The following is a 15,892-nucleotide window of genomic DNA, read 5'->3' on the forward strand; positions in this document are numbered from 1 at the left end:
AGCAGCCCATGGCGTTGCCGGCCGCGGCCCCAACCAGCGGAAGAGAATCCCGTGCGCATCCCAGATCGCCGCTTCGCCCTTTACCTGATGACCCCGGCGGCGTTGTTCCTCGCAGTCTTTGTTGCCTACCCATTGTTCCGGTTGGTCACGGACAGCTTCTTCAAAATTTCCCCGATCGTCGGGGGCCCCCGTGACTTCGTGGGCCTGGACAACTACGTCCGGGCCTTCACCTCGGAGGCCTTCATCGGTGCAGGATGGCGGACCCTCGCTTACACCCTGATGGTGGTGACCCTCGAGTTCACCCTGGGCCTGGGCATGGCCCTGCTGTTCACGACCTTGGGCCGGAAATCCCAGGTCTGGCGGACCATGTTCCTGTATCCACTCATGATTGCCCCGATCGTGGCCGGCCTGCTGTGGAAGTTCCTCATGATCGATAACTTCGGTTTGCTCGGCACCCTGCTGAGCCAGGCCGGCATCCTGAAGGATCCAAACCAGATCGGCTGGCTGTCGAACCCGGACATCGTCCTGTTCTCGGTCGCCGTCCCGGACATCTGGCTCACGACGTCGTTCATGTGCCTTGTGCTGTTCGCGGGCCTGCAGAACATCCCGGGAGACCTCATCGAGGCGGCCAGGCTCGACGGCGCCCGTGCGCCGTCGCTGCTTTTCCGGATCATTCTTCCGCTGCTCCGGCCGGTCATCGCCGTGGCGCTGGTGGTCCGCGGCATCGACGCAGCACGGGCTTTTGACACCATCCTCATCCAGACCAACGGCGGACCACAATCCGCCTCCGAAACCATGAGCCTGCTCATCTACCGGACGATGATCCGCTTCGGCGACCCAGGCCTGGCAAGCGCCATGGGCACCATCTACCTGTTGGCCATGCTCACCATCGCCTTCGTCGCCGTAACCACCATCTGGCGGCCAGGAAAGGACACCTGATGAGCTCGGTCCAGACCCCCGACGACGGCGGCATGCTGGCGGCCGCCGTCCCCGACCGGCCACGCCACGCCGGCATCGCAGACCGCAATGCGCCGGCACCGCACCAAACGGAGAGCACCATGCCAAGCCGAACAGCGACTGCGCCTCAGACCACCACGGAACCGGCGTCGGCCGGCGGAGGCCGCAGGCGCCGCGGCGTCAATCGTGAAGGACTCGAAGCCGGCAAGCGCAGCACCAGGACCATCCTGTGGATCCTCCTCGCCGCGGCGCTCGTCCTCTACGGCTTCCCATTCCTCTACCTGCTGTTCACGTCCTTCAAGACGCCGATCGACACCATTGCCGTGCCGCCGACCATCCTCCCCAAGGAATGGACGCTGGATAACTACATCAACGCCCTGGGCCGCAATGGAGTGCCGGCGTCGTTCATCAACAGCATCCAGACCGCCGTCATCAGCACCCTGCTGTCCCTCGTCCTGGCCGTCCCGGCGGCCTACGGCATCACACGCTACAAAACAGCCAGTGGCAGGGTGTTCATCATGGCTGCGCTCGTCACCCGCATGGTCCCCCCGGTCGCCATCGGCATCCCGTTGGCGTCCATGATGGCCTCGGTCGGCCTGGCCGACACCCCGATCGCACTGTCCATCGCGCACACAACCATCTCGCTGCCGCTCTCCATCTGGCTCATGTCCAGCTTCTTCGAGGCCGTCCCACAGGACCTGGAGGAAGCAGCTACCGTGGATGGCTGCAGCCGGCTCGGAGCCCTGTGGCGGGTGGTCATCCCGGTGGTCTCCGGAGGCATCGCAGTGACGGCGATCTTCGCCTTCCTCGCCTCCTGGAACGAGTTCCTGTTCGCGTTGCTTATGACCGCCGTCCGGTCCCAGACCACCCCCGTGGTCATCGCAAACTTCCAGACCCAGTTCGGACTGGACTGGGGATCCATGACAGCCCTCGCGGCGGTCTACTCGATCCCCGTCATCCTTCTCACTCTTCTCTTGCAGCGCAAGATCGTCGCAGGCATGACGCTCGGCGCCGTCAAGGGCTGAGAAGCCACAGCACTAAGGGAAGAACCTATGTTAAGCAACAACTACTACGACGTGACGACGTGGCCGGTCGGCAATCCGTCCGAGGACGTCGGTGAAGTAATCAACAGCATCATCGCCGATATCAAGGACCGGCAGACCGCCACCGATGCGAACAATGGAGGAAAGCCAGGCGCGGTGATCTACATTCCGCCCGGAGACTACCGCCTTCGTACGCAGGTGGTGATCGACGTCAGCTTCCTCAGGATCCACGGCTCGGGACACGGCTTTACGTCATCGAGCATCCGGTTCAACGTCCCCGAAGACGAATGGCCCGACCTGCATGAGCTATGGCCTGGAGGGAGCCGCATTCTCGTCGATCTTCCCCCCGGCGGAGACGGAGAGGAATCCAAGGGAGCCGCGTTCTATGTTGAACGAAGCGGAAGCCCGCGGATCAGCTCGGTCGAGTTCTCCAACTTCTGCATCGACGGGTTGCACTTCGCCCCGGATGGCTCGGGGATGCACCCCGAGAACACCTACGTCAACGGCAAGACCGGCATCTATGTCGCGAACGCCAATGACTCATTCCGCGTAAACGGCATGGGGTTCGTCTACCTAGAGAACGCTCTCACCATCTACAACGCGGACGCGCTTTCCGTTCACGACAACTTCATCGCCGAATGCGGAAGCTGCATCGAGCTGCGCGGGTGGGGACAGGCATCGAAGATCACCGACAACCTGGTCGGAGCAGGGCCCAAGGGCCACTCGATCTACGCCGAGAACCATGGCGGGCTCCTGATAACCGCGAACAACGTCTTCCCCCGTGGCGCGAGCAGCGTCCATCTGGACGGCGTCACGCGTTCAAGCGTCACCAACAACCGTTTGCATTCGTTCTACCCGGGGATGCTGATTCTCGCGGCGAACAGTTCGGAAAACCTCGTGGCTACGAATCACTTCCTGCGCGACCACGAGCCCTGGACGCCTTTCCTGGGAGTCGACAACGGACTGAACGACCTCAACGGACTTCTCTGTATCAGCGGCAGCAACAACTCTGTCATCGGCAACCACTTCTCCGAGATCATCGACTCACAAAGCATCCGACCGACCGGTGCGACGCCCGTCATCATCCGGCTGATCGCCGGGGGTGGCAACTTCGTCTCCAACAACCACGTGGTGGCGATGGACGTTCACGCCACGTCCAGCGGATCCGCTTTCGAAGCTCAGGTGGACGCCCTGTTGACAACCGAGGCTTCGGACGCCCTCGCCGTTACAGCCGTCATGGTCGATCCCGAATCAGCCCGGAACACGATCCTTGATTCCGGAAGTGACGCCCAAGTTATCGCGGACAGGGCTGTCAACGCCTTCAGGGCCACACCCACGGTCGGTTTTCAGGCGGCACACGCACCACTTGTGGCCCAGTAGCCCGCTCAGGCCCGGCGAGACCCCCGGGGATCGCCATCGGGCCTCTGGGGCGAATAGAACGTACCCAGCAAGTACCCGGACATAGAATCAGCATCAACATAAGGACGTGGGAGACCAATGAACAAGTCGGTGGGAATCAAGGACGTGGCGGCCGCAGCCGGCGTCTCGGTCACGACGGTCTCCCACGTCCTCAATGACGTTGTCTACGCCCGGGTGGGGGCGGAGACGAGGGAACGGGTCCACGAGGCGGCGCGACGTCTCGGATACGGCCCGAACCGGCTGGCGCAGGCCCTGCGGACCCAACGTTCGGGCATGATCGGGTTCATCAGCGAGGAAATCGCCACCACCCCCCACGCTGGCCGGATCATTTTGGGGGCCGAGGAGACGGCACGTGCTCGCGGGTACCGCATCATGATCATCAACTCCACCAGCACCAGCTCCCAGGATTCCAGGGAAAGTGATGTGGCGGATCTGCTGGACCGGCAGGTAGACGGCATCCTGTACGCCACGATGTATCACCGCAAACTGGTCGTCCCCAAGAACCTCGTCGGACTCCCCGCTGTCCTGGTGGACTCCGAAGACATCAGCCACACCGTTTCCTCCGTAATCCCCGACGAAATCGCCGGTGCGAGGTCGGCCGTACAAACCCTGATCGACGCCGGACACACCCGCATCGGCATGCTCAACAACACCGACGACGTCCCGGCCACCCACTCCCGACTGAAGGCCTTCAAGGACACACTCGCAGATGCCGGGCTGCCCTATCACGAAGAACTGGTCCAGTCCGAGCCGTCGGAGGTGCCCGGCGGCCACCTGGCGGCCCTGCGCCTGCTGAAAACCCCAAACCGGCCCACAGCCGTGTTCTGCTACAACGACCGCATGGCCATGGGCGCGTACCGGGCCGCCGGGGAACTTGGCCTCAGGATTCCGGACGACATTTCCATCGTCGGTTTCGACAACCAACAACTTATTGCCGAAAACATCCACCCCGCATTGACAACCGTCGCCCTTCCGCACTACGAAATGGGCGCCTGGGCCACCGAAAACCTGATCGACGCCATCGAGGGAAAAACCGACCTGCAGCTGTTCGCCGCTCACCCGACCCTTCTTCCCTGTCCCCTGGTCCTTCGCGATTCCGTCGCCTCCCCAAAGCATCAGGACGCTTCGAGCAGGGCAGCACCGGACTCACCTACACGCCCCAACACCTGACCTCGAGCGCGTCCAGAAACAGACGCGCCCAAACCTCCAAGGACCTTGAATGCACAGCACCCCAGTTCCCCCATGCCCTGAAACGGATGTCGTCGTCGTCGGCGAGGCCATAATCGACATCATTGACACCGCGGCAGGGTCCGTCGAGTTTCCCGGCGGATCAGGGATGAACGTCGCGTTCGGTCTCGGCCGGCTAGGCGTCAGCACCTCATTTCTCACCGCGCTGGGCAGGGATGAACGCAGCAGGAGCATCCAGCAGCACCTGGACACCGCGGGTGTACGCCTGTTCCCGGGAGCCGAACACCTCAACCGCACATCCACTGCGAGGGCGCTTCTGGACAGCAGCGGTTCCGCAGAGTACGAATTCGACTTCGAATGGAATCTCCCCCAAATCAGTCCCACGTTCCTCCCGAAGGTGCTGCATACGGGGTCGCTGGCCTCCTTCACGGAGCCCGGAGCAACCCAAGTCCGGTCCTTGCTGGAACAGTTCTCCCGCCGCTGCTTGATCACGTACGACCCCAACATCCGCCCGACGCTGCTCCACAGCCACACTGAAGCGCTCAGGACTTTCGAACACACAGTTGCCCTGGCTACCGTTGTGAAGCTCAGTTCGGACGACGCCCAGTGGCTTTACCCGCGCACGTCTCCTCACGACGTCGCGCGGCGGCTGCTTGATCTCGGGACGGAACTTGCAATCATCACCGATGGCGCATCCGGATCCTATCTGCGCTCGAACGCCGCCGAGATCGAAGTGCCGGCACCGCCAGTGCTCGTCAAAGATACTGTCGGCGCAGGCGACTCCTACATGTCATCGCTTATCGCTGGCCTCATCGAGGACCCCGCGGACGATTTCGGCTACGGCAAACTCACCCGCCTGGGAACCGCCGCCTCGTCCGCTGCGGCCATAACGGTCGGACGGCACGGAGCGAACCCGCCAACGCGGGCGGAACTGATCCGATCCCTGGAACTGGCCCGGACTTCCCGAAAGAACTCCGATGACTGAAACAACAGCGCACCTTGCCGGGGGCCGCGCCGAAGAAACTGCCCCCACCATGCGCCCGATACTTCACTACACAGCCAAGAACACGTGGCTGAACGACCCCAACGGACTCGTGTGGCACCAGGGCGTCTACCATCTCTTCTACCAAAACAACCCCTTCGACAACGTCTGGGGCAACATGTCCTGGGGACACGCCACCTCAACCGACCTTCTGCACTGGACCGAACACCCGGTGGCCATCGCCTGCGACGAGGAAGAAGACGTCTTTTCCGGCAGCATCGTGGTGGACCACGGCAATACGTCGGGATTCGGCACAGCAGAAGATCCGGCCTTGGTGGCCATCTACACGAGCGCCTTCAAGGAAGGCTCGGTGCACCAAGGGACACAGGCCCAGTCTCTCGCGTTCTCAACGGACGCCGGCATGACGTGGAGCAAATACGCGGGCAACCCGGTGCTTGGCCGCGGCTCGGCCCATTTCCGGGATCCCAAGGTGTTCCGCTACGAGGGACCGGCCGGTTCCTGCTGGATCATGGTGGCGGTGGAGGCCCAGCACCAGCAGGTTGTGCTGTACCGCTCGGCCGACCTCAAGGACTGGGAATACCTGAGCACCTTCGGCCCCGCCAACGCCAGCGGCGGCGAATGGGAATGCCCCGACCTCTTCCCGCTCCCCGTCGACGGAGACCCGGGCAACGTCAAATGGGTCCTGGTGGTCAATATCAACCCGGGCGCCGTGGCCGGCGGCTCCGGAGGGCAATACTTCGTCGGCGACTTCGACGGGGTGCAGTTCACCGCCGACCCTGATTCGCTCGCTCCAACGGATGCCGACGGGAACGTAGATCTCAGACACTGTCTGTGGCTCGACTGGGGACGTGACTACTACGCCGCCGTCTCCTTCAGCAACGCTCCGGAGAACCGCCGCATCATGATCGGCTGGATGAACAACTGGGACTACGCCAACTCCCTGCCCACGTCCCCGTGGCGTTCCAGCATGTCGCTTGCCCGCGAGGTCGAGCTCGCGATGGTGGACGGCCTGCCGCGCCTGGTGCAGCGCCCGGTGCTGCCGTTGGACTCCGGGGAGCCGGCCCGCACCATCCAAAACATGGAACTTCACAACTCCCTGCTGCAGCTGCCCGACGCGATGCCCGGATCAGCCCAGCTGATCGAGGCCGAGATCCTGCCCGGCACGGCACGGACCATTGCGTTCAGGCTTCTCCGGGCACCGGACGGGAGCACCGCAACGATCCTCAGCTTCGATGCCCTGACGGGCCGGCTCACCCTGGACCGCCGCAACTCCGGAAACACCGCCTTCCACGAAAAGTTCGCGTCGGCGGAGTCCGCACCAGTGAAGCTCGACGGCGGCACGCTAAGGCTCCGCATAATCGTCGACCAGTGCTCGGTGGAAGTCTTCGCCCAAGACGGCAAGGTTGTCCTGAGCGATCTAGTGTTCCCCCGGTCCGGGAACCTAAGCACCGACGTGCGCGTCGAAGGCGGCACAGCCATGGTGCGGAAACTGGCCGTCACGTCCTTACCCTAATAACAGCACCACGCTGCAGTGCCCACAGCGGCGACTGGGTGGTTACTGGGGCAAACAAGGACATCTAGAACGACCCCGACCCCACCATGGAGATTCAAGACGACACACCACTCCCCAACGAGGAAAGCGAGGCAGCTGACCACCAAACGCCCCCGCAAGGGACCCTTCTGCCCTCGCAAACACAGGGAAGTCCAGAAGACATGCCGAGTACGGGCCGGTCCGGCGGGACTGTCCGATAAACGGTGTGTGGGTCCGGCCGGTTTTCATTAGTGAATGGTTCTTTCGAACCGGCCGGCGAAGGTAATCGCGAACGCGTTCAGCGCAGGCTTCCACCTCATGACCCAGCGTGCCCGACCTCCGCCGGTGGGATCAAGGGACCTGGTGACCAGATACAGGCATTTCAGGGCGGCGGCCTCGTTTGGAAAGTGCCCGCGGGCCCTCACGGCCCTCCGGTAGCGGGCGTTGATCGACTCGATCGCGTTTGTTGTGCAGATCACCCGCCTGATCTCCACGTCGTACTCCAGGAACGGCACGAATTCCGCCCAGGAGGACTCCCAGAGCCGCACGATGGCCGGGTATCGCTGGCCCCACTCGGCCGTGAACTCGGCGAACCGGTCCTTCGCCGCTTGCTCGGACGGGGCCGTGTAGACCGGCTTGAGCGCCTTGACGATCCCGTCGCGGTGCTGGCGGCCGGCGTAGCGGAAGCTGTTGCGGATCAGGTGCACGTTATGCCGACGTCGGCATAATGTCCATTATGCCGACCTTCGGATTATGCCGATGTGGTCGCGGGATCCTTTGCGGGACAAGGGCCCGACCCTGGCAAGGTCGGCATAATCCAGTGCGCTGATCCATGCTTGCCTTTCCGTCGTGGAGAGGAGAACGTCATGGTCAAGGTATTGCGGTCGTTCGTGCGGGGACCCTTGGAGCCGCACGTCGAAGGGTTCGCCGGGCAATTGCTTCGACAAGGGTATTCGCGGGCCTCGGCCGAGCAGCAGGTCTGTTTCGTCGCGCATCTGGACCGTTGGATGCAGGGTGCGGGCGTCGGTCTAGGCGATCTGAATGGGGTGGTGCTTGACCGTTACCTGGCCGAGAGACGTGGAGCTGGCTATCGAGAATATCGGTCGGTCAAGGCGTTGCAGCCGCTGCTGGACTACCTGGTTCCGCTTGGAGTGCTGCCTGTCCCGCGTGAGGTTCCGTTGGGGCCGGTGGAGGAGTTGTTGGCCGACTTCCGCGGCTGGCTGCTCCGTGAGCGGGGTCTTACCGAGGGCACGGTTCGCGGCTACGTCGACTGCGTGCGGCCTTTCGTCGCGGGTCGCCTGCGCGGTGAGGTGCTCGACCTTGCCGGCCTGACCGCAGCTGACGTCACCGGGTTCGTGCGGACTGCTTGTCCCGGACGGGCTGTCGGGTCGGCGAAGTTGATCGTGTGCTCGTTGCGGTCGCTGCTGGGCTGGTTGCATGTCACCGGCCAGGTGCCCATGTCGCTGGCCACAGCGGTGCCGTCGGTGGCGGGTTGGCGGCTGTCAGCCTTGCCGAAAGGACTCGAGCCTGACGAACTGCGGCGTTTGCTGTCCGGCTGCGATCGGCGCACCACGGTCGGTCGGCGCGATTTCGCAGTGATGCTGCTGCTGGCGCGGATGGGCCTGCGCGCTGGCGAGGTCGCAGCTCTCGGGTTGGACGATATCGATTGGCGCCGCGGTGAGGTGGTGATAGTGGGGAAAGGCAACCGGTCCGAACGATTGCCACTGCCCGATGAGATCGGCGCGGCGATCGCGGCTTACCTTCGCCGGGGCAGACCTGCCGACGCCGAGGGACGCAACGTCTTCGTTCGTGTTCACGCCCCGCACCGGCCATTGACCACCGGAGGCGTGACCATGATCGTGTTCGACGGCGCGCAACGCGCAGGGCTCCCCAGAATGCACGCCCACCGGCTGCGCCATACCGCTGCCACCGCGATGCTGCGCAGCGGCGCCCCGCTGACCGAAGTCGGGCAGGTCCTTCGGCACCGGTCAGCGATGTCCACGGCGATCTATGCCAAGGTCGACCACGCGGCTCTGGCCGTGCTGGTCCGGCCCTGGCCCGTCGACCCGGCCAGTGGTCTGTCATGAGCCGGCTTCTGAATGAGCAATTGGCTGACTACCTGGGGCTGCGCCGTGCGCTGGGTTACCGGTTGGCCCGGCCGGAGAAGCTGCTCCGCCAGTTCCTCGATCATCTCGAGCAGGCCGGCGCGGATGTCGTCACGACCGAGGCGGCGCTGGACTGGTCGCGGCTGCCTGCCAACGCAGACTCTAACTGGCACGCCTATCGGTTGTCGGTGGTTCGTGGCTTCGCCACCTACCTGCGCACCCTCGATCCGGTGCATCAGGTCCCAGCCCCGGACATGCTGCCGCAGCGGCCGCACCGCGCGAGCCCGTACTTGTATTCCGACGCCGAGATCGCAGGGCTGATCGCCGCGACGGCCACGCTACGCACCCCATTGCGGCGGGCCACGTTCTCGACGCTGATCGGTTTGCTTGCCGTGACCGGCATCCGCGTCGGCGAGGCGATCGCATTGAACCAAGATGACCTGGACCTCACGCAACGGCGGCTCCTGGTGCGGTTTGGGAAGTTCGGTAAGACCAGAGCGCTGGTGCTGCACCCAACGACAGCAGACGAGCTGCGCGGCTACCAGCAGCTGCGTGATCGGCTTGCCCCGTCGACCGGGACGTCGGCTCTGCTCGTATCCACGGCGGGAACCAGACTGATCTACTGCAATGTCCACCACACGTTCAAGCAGTTGTCCCGTCTCGCCGGTCTGCGACCGCGATCCGGGTCATGCCGGCCCCGCATCCACGACCTTCGGCATTCCTTCGCCGTGCGGTCGATGCTCGACGCCTATGCAGCAGGCCAGGACGGGCAGACCCGCCTGACGCTGCTGTCCACCTGGATGGGCCACGTCCATCCGGCCAGCACCTACTGGTATCTATCCGCATCGCCCGAGCTCATGGCCTTCGCCGGGCAACGCCTCGACGCATACCTCGCCGACCAGTCAGCAGGCCGGTCATGAGCGCCCTCGCCCCGACCTTGGAAGCGTTCTTCACCGACCGCCTTATCCGGCAGCGGAACGCCAGCGCACACACAGTTGCCGCCTACCGCGACAGCCTGCGGCTGCTGCTCGGATACGCCTCGGCACAGACAAGGCTCACGCCGTCAGCACTGGATCTATCCGATCTCGACGCACCGTTGATCGCCGGCTTCCTCGATCACCTCGAACACGACCGGGGCAACAGCATCCGCACCCGCAACGCCCGCCTGGCCGCGATCCACTCCTTGTTCCGGTTCGCCGCAATGGCCCACCCCGAGCACGCCGCCAGCATCGCCCGGGTGCTGGCAATCCCGCCAAAACGCTTCGACCGGGCCCTGATCACCTACCTGAAAGAGGCCGAGATCAATGCGCTTCTCGCCGCCTGCGACCGAACCACCCGGACCGGCAGACGCGACCACGCGCTGCTGCTGCTCGCCGTTCAGACCGGGCTACGGATCTCCGAAATCACCGGGCTCACCCGCGCTGACGTGCACCTTGGCACCGGCGCGCACGTCGCTTGCCACGGCAAAGGGCGCAAAGACCGGATCACCCCGCTGACCAGCGGCACCATCACCGTCCTCCGCGGCTGGATCAACGAACAGCACGGCGACCCCAACAACCCCCTGTTCACGACCCTCCGCGGCGCGAAGCTCAGCCACGATGCAATCGAGCACCGAATCGCCCACTACGCCAGCACAGCGGCCGCCGCCTGCCCATCACTGCAGGGCAAAACGATCACAGCACACGTGCTCCGGCACACCTGTGCCATGCGGCTCCTGCACGCCGGCGTCGACACCAGCGTGATCGCGCTATGGCTCGGTCACGAGAGCGTCGACACCACGCAGATCTACCTACACGCAGACCTCGAACTCAAGGAGAAGGCCCTGGCCAGAACCAAACCACCCACCGGCCGGGCCGGCCGATACCAGCCGCCCGACAGCCTCATCGCCTGGCTCGAAGGGCTCTGATTATGCCGACCTCGCCAGCGTCAGACCCCTGTCCCGCAAAGGATCCCGCGACCACATCGGCATAATCCGAAGGTCGGCATAATGGACAATGCACTGCTGCACGACCGTCCGCTCCCACGTGGTCGTGATCGCCTCCGGCAGGCCCTTGAGCCCATCACAGACAGCGATCAACACATCTTCGACGCCCCGGTTCTTCAGCTCGGTAAAGACCTGCAGCCAGAACCGGGCACCCTCGCCGCCGTCGCCGGCCCAGATCCCCAGGATCTCCCGCTCCCCGTTCACGGTGACGCCCATGACGACATAGAACGCGGTGTTGCGCACCTGCCCGTCACGGACCTTGACCACGACCGCGTCGACGAAGAGCACCGGATAGATCCGGTCCAAAGGCCGGGACGACCATTCGGCCAGTTCCCCGGCGACTTTCTCCGTGATGCGGCTGACGGTGTCTTTGGAGACCTTGGCCCCGTAGACCTCCTCGAAGTGCGCGGCGATCTCCCCGGTAGTCAGCCCCCGGGCGGAGAGCGAGAGCACGATCTGGTCGATCCCGTCCAGGCGCCGTTTCCGCTTGGGCACGATCACCGGCTCGAACGAGCCGTCCCGATCCCGGGGCACCTCGATCTCGACCGGGCCGATCTCGGTCAGCACGGTCTTGGGCCGGGTGCCGTTGCGCATGTTGGCTGCGATCGGCGTCTGGCCGTGCTCGTGCCCGAGGTGCTCGGTAAGTTCCGCTTCCAGAGCGGTTTCCAGCACGTTCCTGGTGAGCTGGTTCAGCAGCCCGCCCGGGCCCACCAGGCTCACGCCCTGTTCCTTGGCCTGCGCGAGCAGCCGCTCCGCAAGCTCCTTCTGATCGATGATCTCTCCCGTCACAGGATCGATCATCACCCCTGTCATCTCGGTCGTGGATTCAGACACGGCCGTCTCCTTTCGGATCAGGCCGGAGCCACACACCGTTATTCAGACAGTCCCGGTCCGGCCGATGTACGACCCAGTCCGAGGCACAGAGTGTGCACAGTGACGAGGTAAGGGCTTGGCAACTACTCTCCGAAACGATTTCGGCGGGCCTGGTCGTTTTCATGGATGATTCCGAACGGAATGTTTGGTGCAAGCGCCAGGGTGAAGTGGTCGAAATCGTGGCGCGTTACAAGGACCCCTCGGCAATGTGCAGCTGCGTCGGCATAGGCAGCTGCGATGACAGCGTCGAGCTTTTCGTACAACTCTGCTTTGTGCTCGATTTTGATGTCGGCGATAACCTGCATGACCCTTCTTGGTTCCTCTCGAACTGGTGCTGCGGCTGAACTTGTGAGGCGGCAGACAGAACCGGAACGAGGAACCGCATAACCCCACCCCAGAGCAGGCGGAGGGCCCACCAGCCAGGACCCTGAACCCGCCACCCACACACCTTCATAGGCCACCGCGGCGGCCAGACCACAGCCCGCGAACCTAGCGTCAGAGGCGCGCCAGCGCAAGCTTTGTCAACACGTTAAAGCAAAAACCCCTCTGACGAGGGGGAATGCTGTGCCCGAGGTGGGACTCGAACCGCATTCCGGGCCTTGCAAACACAGGGAAATCCCAAAAACATCGCCAATCCGAGCCAGTCCGGCCGATGTACGGCCCAGTACGGAGCCAAATCTGTTGACATTGTCAACACCCCTTTCTGACAGAATTTGAAGAACACAGAGCGACTGCCGCCCTCGTTTTAGGAGAAGCGGCAGTCGCTCTATCGTCGGCTGCAACGGCATCAGGCCAACTCGTCCTCGATGCATCCGTCCGCGACAGATGTGTCGGCTTGATTCTGGTCACGGCGATCCTCCTTCGTACATCTCATAGACCCAAAGTGCAGGAGCGCCCATGACCTTGCAGTCTGCACGACAACGTCACCGTGGGCCGTGGAACCGAGCGAACGGGTTGGAGCTGAAACGCGGGTGCTCTGTACCAGGCGGCCGTCGAGGATGCGGCGGGCGCGGTCGCCTGATTATCAGCGGCCGGAGGAACTCCGCACCCATGCCAGGGCCCGGTCCCGGCGAATGTCGTCACCACGTACGGTTTCAAGCCGAACGGCAATCGTGTCCGCGTCGACCAGCCCATGCTCAAGGAGGGCGTTCACGAAGACGCGATCCTTGGCCCGGCCGGCGATGAGCTTGGCCGCACATAGGTCGTGCGGTTCAAGGCAGAGTCCGGTCCGGCCATTGGTGTTGGCGTTATTGACCCTCGCCAGCCTGTCCGTCCAGCCCTCGGGCAGCACCGCAGTGTCCATGCCGACGCCCTGGACATAAAACCCGTGTGTTTCATGGAAGAAGGACATCTCACCGATGGCCGCGTCCAGCTCGGTCGCCAACGACTGGGCATCATCGTCCTCCATCGGAGCGACGTCGACTTCCTCGGACATCGTTGCCTCGAGCGGCAACTCGTTCTCCGTGAACGATCCCAGGATCGCCTGGCTGCCGATGATAACGACGGTGTCGTGCCGGATGATTTCCGTCGCCGCCCGAATGGCGTGCTCCAGCTGGCTACGATCCATGCCGTGTCGCCTTGTGAATGGCCAAAAGCCTCTCCTCATCTGTCAGCACTCCGGCGAATGGCGTCATCTGGCGCAGGTCGATGGACCGCTCGTCCGGGCGGAGCATCACCTCAACAAGGTCATCGACCGGGCCGGCGAGCAACGCCGACCACTCGCTCACCCATCCCTCGGCAAAGGCGCCCCGGGACCTTGCCGCAAGACGGGCGAGGTTCACCTTCGCCTTGCTCAGTACAGCCTGAGGATCGACACGCAACTTCTCGGCAACGGCCCGGTGCAACTCATAGGACACTCGCTCCTCCCGCCGTTCAAACGCCGGCCGGCCGGCCCGGGCCTTCTCCAACAGACGCTGACTCACCGAAGGACTGACAGCCGTCGCCTTGGCGATCCCCCGAACCGTCATGCCCTCGACCCACAAAGAAAAGACAGCTTCCGCGCGGCTATCCGAAGCCGCGACCATTTCCCGACGCGCCTTATTGGCCGCCGCGCCAGCAACTTTCACCTTCTGGATGAGCACATCCGTCAACACGGTGGACATGTTTGTATCCTACCCGGGTACAGGTATTTTCTAAAAGCCAGCGATGAGAATACGGCGGCCCTTCGGCCGTTTCCTCCCTCTGCCATCACAGCTTGGGCCAACCTCGCGACGCCGAACAGCCGCCTCTCACCCTGTCATAACACCCTCTTTCGGGTGTCATGACACCGCGTAGACTTGACCGTAAAGGTCAAGCCCTCTGAAAGGAGCGCGCCATGTCGGCAGGGACGCCACGGCACACGATCCGGGTCAGCGACGAACTGTGGAATGAAGCCCACCGCAAAGCCGTGCGGGAAGGCACCTCCGTGTCCGAACTCATCCGTATCCGGCTCCGCGAGTATGTCGCAGCCCCGGTCGAGCACCGGCACACCATCGCCGACTCCCTCGTCTACTTGGTCCCTAACCATTTCAACGACCTGCACGGCCCCGCGACCGGAACCATGGAACTCCCGCTGCACGTGGACTGGGGACCGGAGAGAAGCTACACCGTGGACGATGACGGAAGCTGCTCGGTGCTGTACCAACTCACCCTGCAGAATTCCGGATCCATCGAGGAAATCTGCCGCATCGTCCACCCAGCACGACTGACCGCCCTGTGGCCCACCATGATCCTTCCCGCACGGTGCAGGCAGCTCTGGGAAAACACCTTCCCCCAGCTCCCCGCCACCCGCGAAGCGAAGGAACACCCATCATGGACGACGCTCAGCGCGTAGCAGCCAAGATCGCCCTCGGCGTCCTGGCCGCCGACGGCTTCCTCCTCGCCGGCGGCCAGGCTCTGATTGAGCACGGCATCACCGAACGCCTCTCGGACGACATCGACCTCTTCGCCCTGCACCGCCAGCACACCCCGGCAACCTTCGCCGCATCGGCACAGAAAGTGACCGCCGCTCTCGAAGCCGCCGGATACGCCGTCGAGATCACCCGACAATACGAGGAGTTCGCCAGCGTCACCGTAGGACACGACGAACAAGCCGTCGTCATCGACCTCGGACTGGACTGGTGGGAGAACTCCCCCGCCATCATCGACATCGGACCAATCCTGTCCCTGAAAGACTCCGTCGCATCCAAGCTGCTCGCCGTCTACTCACGCGGATACGCCCGCGACTACCTCGACGCCTCCTCCATCATCACCAGCCGCCGCTTCACCCACCAGCAACTGATCACCCTCTGCCAACGCCGCGACCCGACACTGGACCTGCCAACCTTCGCCGCCGCCATCGCCAGGCACCGGACACTCCCCACCACCGAATTCACCAAATACGGCCTCCACCCCAGCGAACTCCCCGCCCTCAGCACCACCCTCCTGGACTTCGCCAAGACAATCCACAACGCCTCATCAGCCGACTGACCTGCCGGGCGGACATTGTCTCTTCCGGAAATCGTCAGAAGGCGTCCAGGTCGGTTTCAACCAGGGCTGCGAGCTTGTCCAGGGCCTCTTCGGCGCCAGCGCCCTCGGCGCGCAGCACTACCGTGTCGCCGTTGCCGGCGCCCAAGGTCATGAGGGACAGGATGCTCGAGGCGTCCATGGCTTCGTCCTCCGGGGTGCCGTCCAGGGCGATAGTGACCTCGACGTCCAGTTCAGCGGCGGCTTCGGCGAAGATTGCCGCGGGACGGGCGTGCAGACCGGAGCGGCTGGCGACTACGGCTTTGAGTTCGGTCATGGGGTTCTCCTTCAGAATGGGGATCGATG

General features: G+C 63.9%; 15 protein-coding genes and 2 pseudogenes. 11 read left to right on the top strand and 6 right to left on the bottom strand.

Annotation, left to right across the window (positions count from 1 at the left end; all coding sequences use genetic code 11):
• The first annotated feature begins 51 nt into the window (after positions 1-51).
• The 6 genes from ACSVHC_RS01025 to ACSVHC_RS01050 all read left to right on the top strand — a co-directional run bounded on the left by ACSVHC_RS01025 (position 52) and on the right by ACSVHC_RS01050 (position 7,123).
• Positions 52-939 carry a carbohydrate ABC transporter permease gene (locus tag ACSVHC_RS01025; protein ID WP_437773670.1) on the top strand — a complete coding sequence of 296 codons (888 nt, stop codon included), beginning with the start codon at positions 52-54 and terminating at the stop codon, positions 937-939.
• A gap of 119 nt (positions 940-1,058) precedes the next feature.
• Positions 1,059-1,982 (top strand): carbohydrate ABC transporter permease, encoded by a 924-nt coding sequence (locus ACSVHC_RS01030; protein ID WP_437774009.1) that lies wholly within the window; start codon positions 1,059-1,061, stop codon positions 1,980-1,982.
• A gap of 27 nt (positions 1,983-2,009) precedes the next feature.
• Positions 2,010-3,380, top strand: coding sequence for a NosD domain-containing protein (locus ACSVHC_RS01035; RefSeq protein ID WP_437773669.1), 1,371 nt, complete (start codon positions 2,010-2,012; stop codon positions 3,378-3,380).
• Between the two features lie 117 nt (positions 3,381-3,497).
• A complete protein-coding gene (locus ACSVHC_RS01040) occupies positions 3,498-4,589 on the top strand; it encodes a LacI family DNA-binding transcriptional regulator (RefSeq protein ID WP_437773668.1) in 1,092 nt (363 codons plus the stop codon).
• Positions 4,590-4,638: 49 nt separating this feature from the next.
• Positions 4,639-5,592 carry a carbohydrate kinase family protein gene (locus ACSVHC_RS01045; protein ID WP_437773667.1) on the top strand — a complete coding sequence of 318 codons (954 nt, stop codon included), beginning with the start codon at positions 4,639-4,641 and terminating at the stop codon, positions 5,590-5,592.
• Entirely contained in the window at positions 5,585-7,123 is a 1,539-nt protein-coding gene (locus ACSVHC_RS01050; RefSeq protein ID WP_437773666.1) for a glycoside hydrolase family 32 protein, read from the top strand. The genes ACSVHC_RS01045 and ACSVHC_RS01050 overlap by 8 nt, the downstream gene beginning before the upstream one ends.
• Positions 7,124-7,389: 266 nt before the next feature.
• On the opposite strand, the pseudogene ACSVHC_RS01055 reads toward ACSVHC_RS01050, so the two are convergent.
• A pseudogene (locus ACSVHC_RS01055) lies at positions 7,390-7,848 on the bottom strand (transposase); the annotation flags it as partial.
• Between the two features lie 159 nt (positions 7,849-8,007).
• Between ACSVHC_RS01055 and ACSVHC_RS01060 the strand changes: the two are divergent.
• The 3 genes from ACSVHC_RS01060 to ACSVHC_RS01070 are packed head-to-tail and all read left to right on the top strand — an operon-like array spanning position 8,008 to position 11,152.
• The gene (locus tag ACSVHC_RS01060) at positions 8,008-9,228 is read left to right on the top strand and encodes a tyrosine-type recombinase/integrase (RefSeq protein ID WP_439180390.1); all 1,221 of its coding nucleotides are present in this window, start codon (positions 8,008-8,010) and stop codon (positions 9,226-9,228) included.
• Entirely contained in the window at positions 9,225-10,166 is a 942-nt protein-coding gene (locus tag ACSVHC_RS01065) for a tyrosine-type recombinase/integrase (protein WP_439180391.1), read from the top strand. The genes ACSVHC_RS01060 and ACSVHC_RS01065 overlap by 4 nt, the downstream gene beginning before the upstream one ends.
• On the top strand, positions 10,163-11,152 hold the full coding sequence (locus ACSVHC_RS01070; protein ID WP_439180392.1) for a tyrosine-type recombinase/integrase: 990 nt from the start codon (positions 10,163-10,165) through the stop codon (positions 11,150-11,152). The genes ACSVHC_RS01065 and ACSVHC_RS01070 overlap by 4 nt, the downstream gene beginning before the upstream one ends.
• Positions 11,153-11,233: 81 nt before the next feature.
• Here the strand turns inward: ACSVHC_RS01070 and ACSVHC_RS01075 are convergent.
• The 4 genes and pseudogenes from ACSVHC_RS01075 to ACSVHC_RS01090 all read right to left on the bottom strand — a co-directional run.
• A pseudogene (locus tag ACSVHC_RS01075) lies at positions 11,234-12,031 on the bottom strand (IS256 family transposase); the annotation flags it as partial.
• A gap of 155 nt (positions 12,032-12,186) precedes the next feature.
• On the bottom strand, positions 12,187-12,408 hold the full coding sequence (locus ACSVHC_RS01080) for a hypothetical protein (protein ID WP_437773665.1): 222 nt from the start codon (positions 12,406-12,408) through the stop codon (positions 12,187-12,189).
• A gap of 719 nt (positions 12,409-13,127) precedes the next feature.
• Positions 13,128-13,670 carry a DUF6036 family nucleotidyltransferase gene (locus ACSVHC_RS01085; RefSeq protein ID WP_439180401.1) on the bottom strand — a complete coding sequence of 181 codons (543 nt, stop codon included), beginning with the start codon at positions 13,668-13,670 and terminating at the stop codon, positions 13,128-13,130.
• Positions 13,660-14,205 carry a hypothetical protein gene (locus tag ACSVHC_RS01090; RefSeq protein WP_439180402.1) on the bottom strand — a complete coding sequence of 182 codons (546 nt, stop codon included), beginning with the start codon at positions 14,203-14,205 and terminating at the stop codon, positions 13,660-13,662. The genes ACSVHC_RS01085 and ACSVHC_RS01090 overlap by 11 nt, the downstream gene beginning before the upstream one ends.
• 212 nt (positions 14,206-14,417) lie before the next feature.
• Between ACSVHC_RS01090 and ACSVHC_RS01095 the strand changes: the two genes are divergently transcribed.
• Positions 14,418-14,915 (top strand): hypothetical protein, encoded by a 498-nt coding sequence (locus tag ACSVHC_RS01095; RefSeq protein WP_439180404.1) that lies wholly within the window; start codon positions 14,418-14,420, stop codon positions 14,913-14,915.
• Positions 14,894-15,550: a nucleotidyl transferase AbiEii/AbiGii toxin family protein gene (locus tag ACSVHC_RS01100; protein ID WP_439180405.1), complete on the top strand. Its 657-nt coding sequence runs from the start codon at positions 14,894-14,896 to the stop codon at positions 15,548-15,550. Before ACSVHC_RS01095 ends, ACSVHC_RS01100 begins: the two co-directional genes overlap by 22 nt.
• 34 nt (positions 15,551-15,584) lie before the next feature.
• Here ACSVHC_RS01100 and ACSVHC_RS01105 read toward each other — a convergent pair whose 3' ends face one another.
• Positions 15,585-15,863, bottom strand: a complete 279-nt coding sequence (locus tag ACSVHC_RS01105; protein ID WP_439180406.1) for an HPr family phosphocarrier protein — start codon at positions 15,861-15,863, stop codon at positions 15,585-15,587.
• Between the last annotated feature and the right edge of the window lie 29 nt (positions 15,864-15,892).

The organism is Arthrobacter sp. KNU-44 (assembly GCF_051843155.1).
Taxonomy (GTDB): Bacteria; Actinomycetota; Actinomycetes; order Actinomycetales; family Micrococcaceae; genus Arthrobacter.

Bases quoted from the DNA above. Each gene is read 5' to 3' on its own strand.
- ACSVHC_RS01030 (WP_437774009.1), top strand. From the start codon at position 1,059: ATGCCAAGCCGAACAGCGACTGCGCCTCAGACCACCACGGAACCGGCG.
- ACSVHC_RS01035 (WP_437773669.1), top strand. From the start codon at position 2,010: ATGTTAAGCAACAACTACTACGACGTGACGACGTGGCCGGTCGGCAAT.
- ACSVHC_RS01040 (WP_437773668.1), top strand. From the start codon at position 3,498: ATGAACAAGTCGGTGGGAATCAAGGACGTGGCGGCCGCAGCCGGCGTC.
- ACSVHC_RS01045 (WP_437773667.1), top strand. From the start codon at position 4,639: ATGCACAGCACCCCAGTTCCCCCATGCCCTGAAACGGATGTCGTCGTC.
- ACSVHC_RS01050 (WP_437773666.1), top strand. From the start codon at position 5,585: ATGACTGAAACAACAGCGCACCTTGCCGGGGGCCGCGCCGAAGAAACT.
- ACSVHC_RS01060 (WP_439180390.1), top strand. From the start codon at position 8,008: ATGGTCAAGGTATTGCGGTCGTTCGTGCGGGGACCCTTGGAGCCGCAC.
- ACSVHC_RS01065 (WP_439180391.1), top strand. From the start codon at position 9,225: ATGAGCCGGCTTCTGAATGAGCAATTGGCTGACTACCTGGGGCTGCGC.
- ACSVHC_RS01070 (WP_439180392.1), top strand. From the start codon at position 10,163: ATGAGCGCCCTCGCCCCGACCTTGGAAGCGTTCTTCACCGACCGCCTT.
- ACSVHC_RS01080 (WP_437773665.1), bottom strand. From the start codon at position 12,408: ATGCAGGTTATCGCCGACATCAAAATCGAGCACAAAGCAGAGTTGTAC.
- ACSVHC_RS01085 (WP_439180401.1), bottom strand. From the start codon at position 13,670: ATGGATCGTAGCCAGCTGGAGCACGCCATTCGGGCGGCGACGGAAATC.
- ACSVHC_RS01090 (WP_439180402.1), bottom strand. From the start codon at position 14,205: ATGTCCACCGTGTTGACGGATGTGCTCATCCAGAAGGTGAAAGTTGCT.
- ACSVHC_RS01095 (WP_439180404.1), top strand. From the start codon at position 14,418: ATGTCGGCAGGGACGCCACGGCACACGATCCGGGTCAGCGACGAACTG.
- ACSVHC_RS01100 (WP_439180405.1), top strand. From the start codon at position 14,894: ATGGACGACGCTCAGCGCGTAGCAGCCAAGATCGCCCTCGGCGTCCTG.
- ACSVHC_RS01105 (WP_439180406.1), bottom strand. From the start codon at position 15,863: ATGACCGAACTCAAAGCCGTAGTCGCCAGCCGCTCCGGTCTGCACGCC.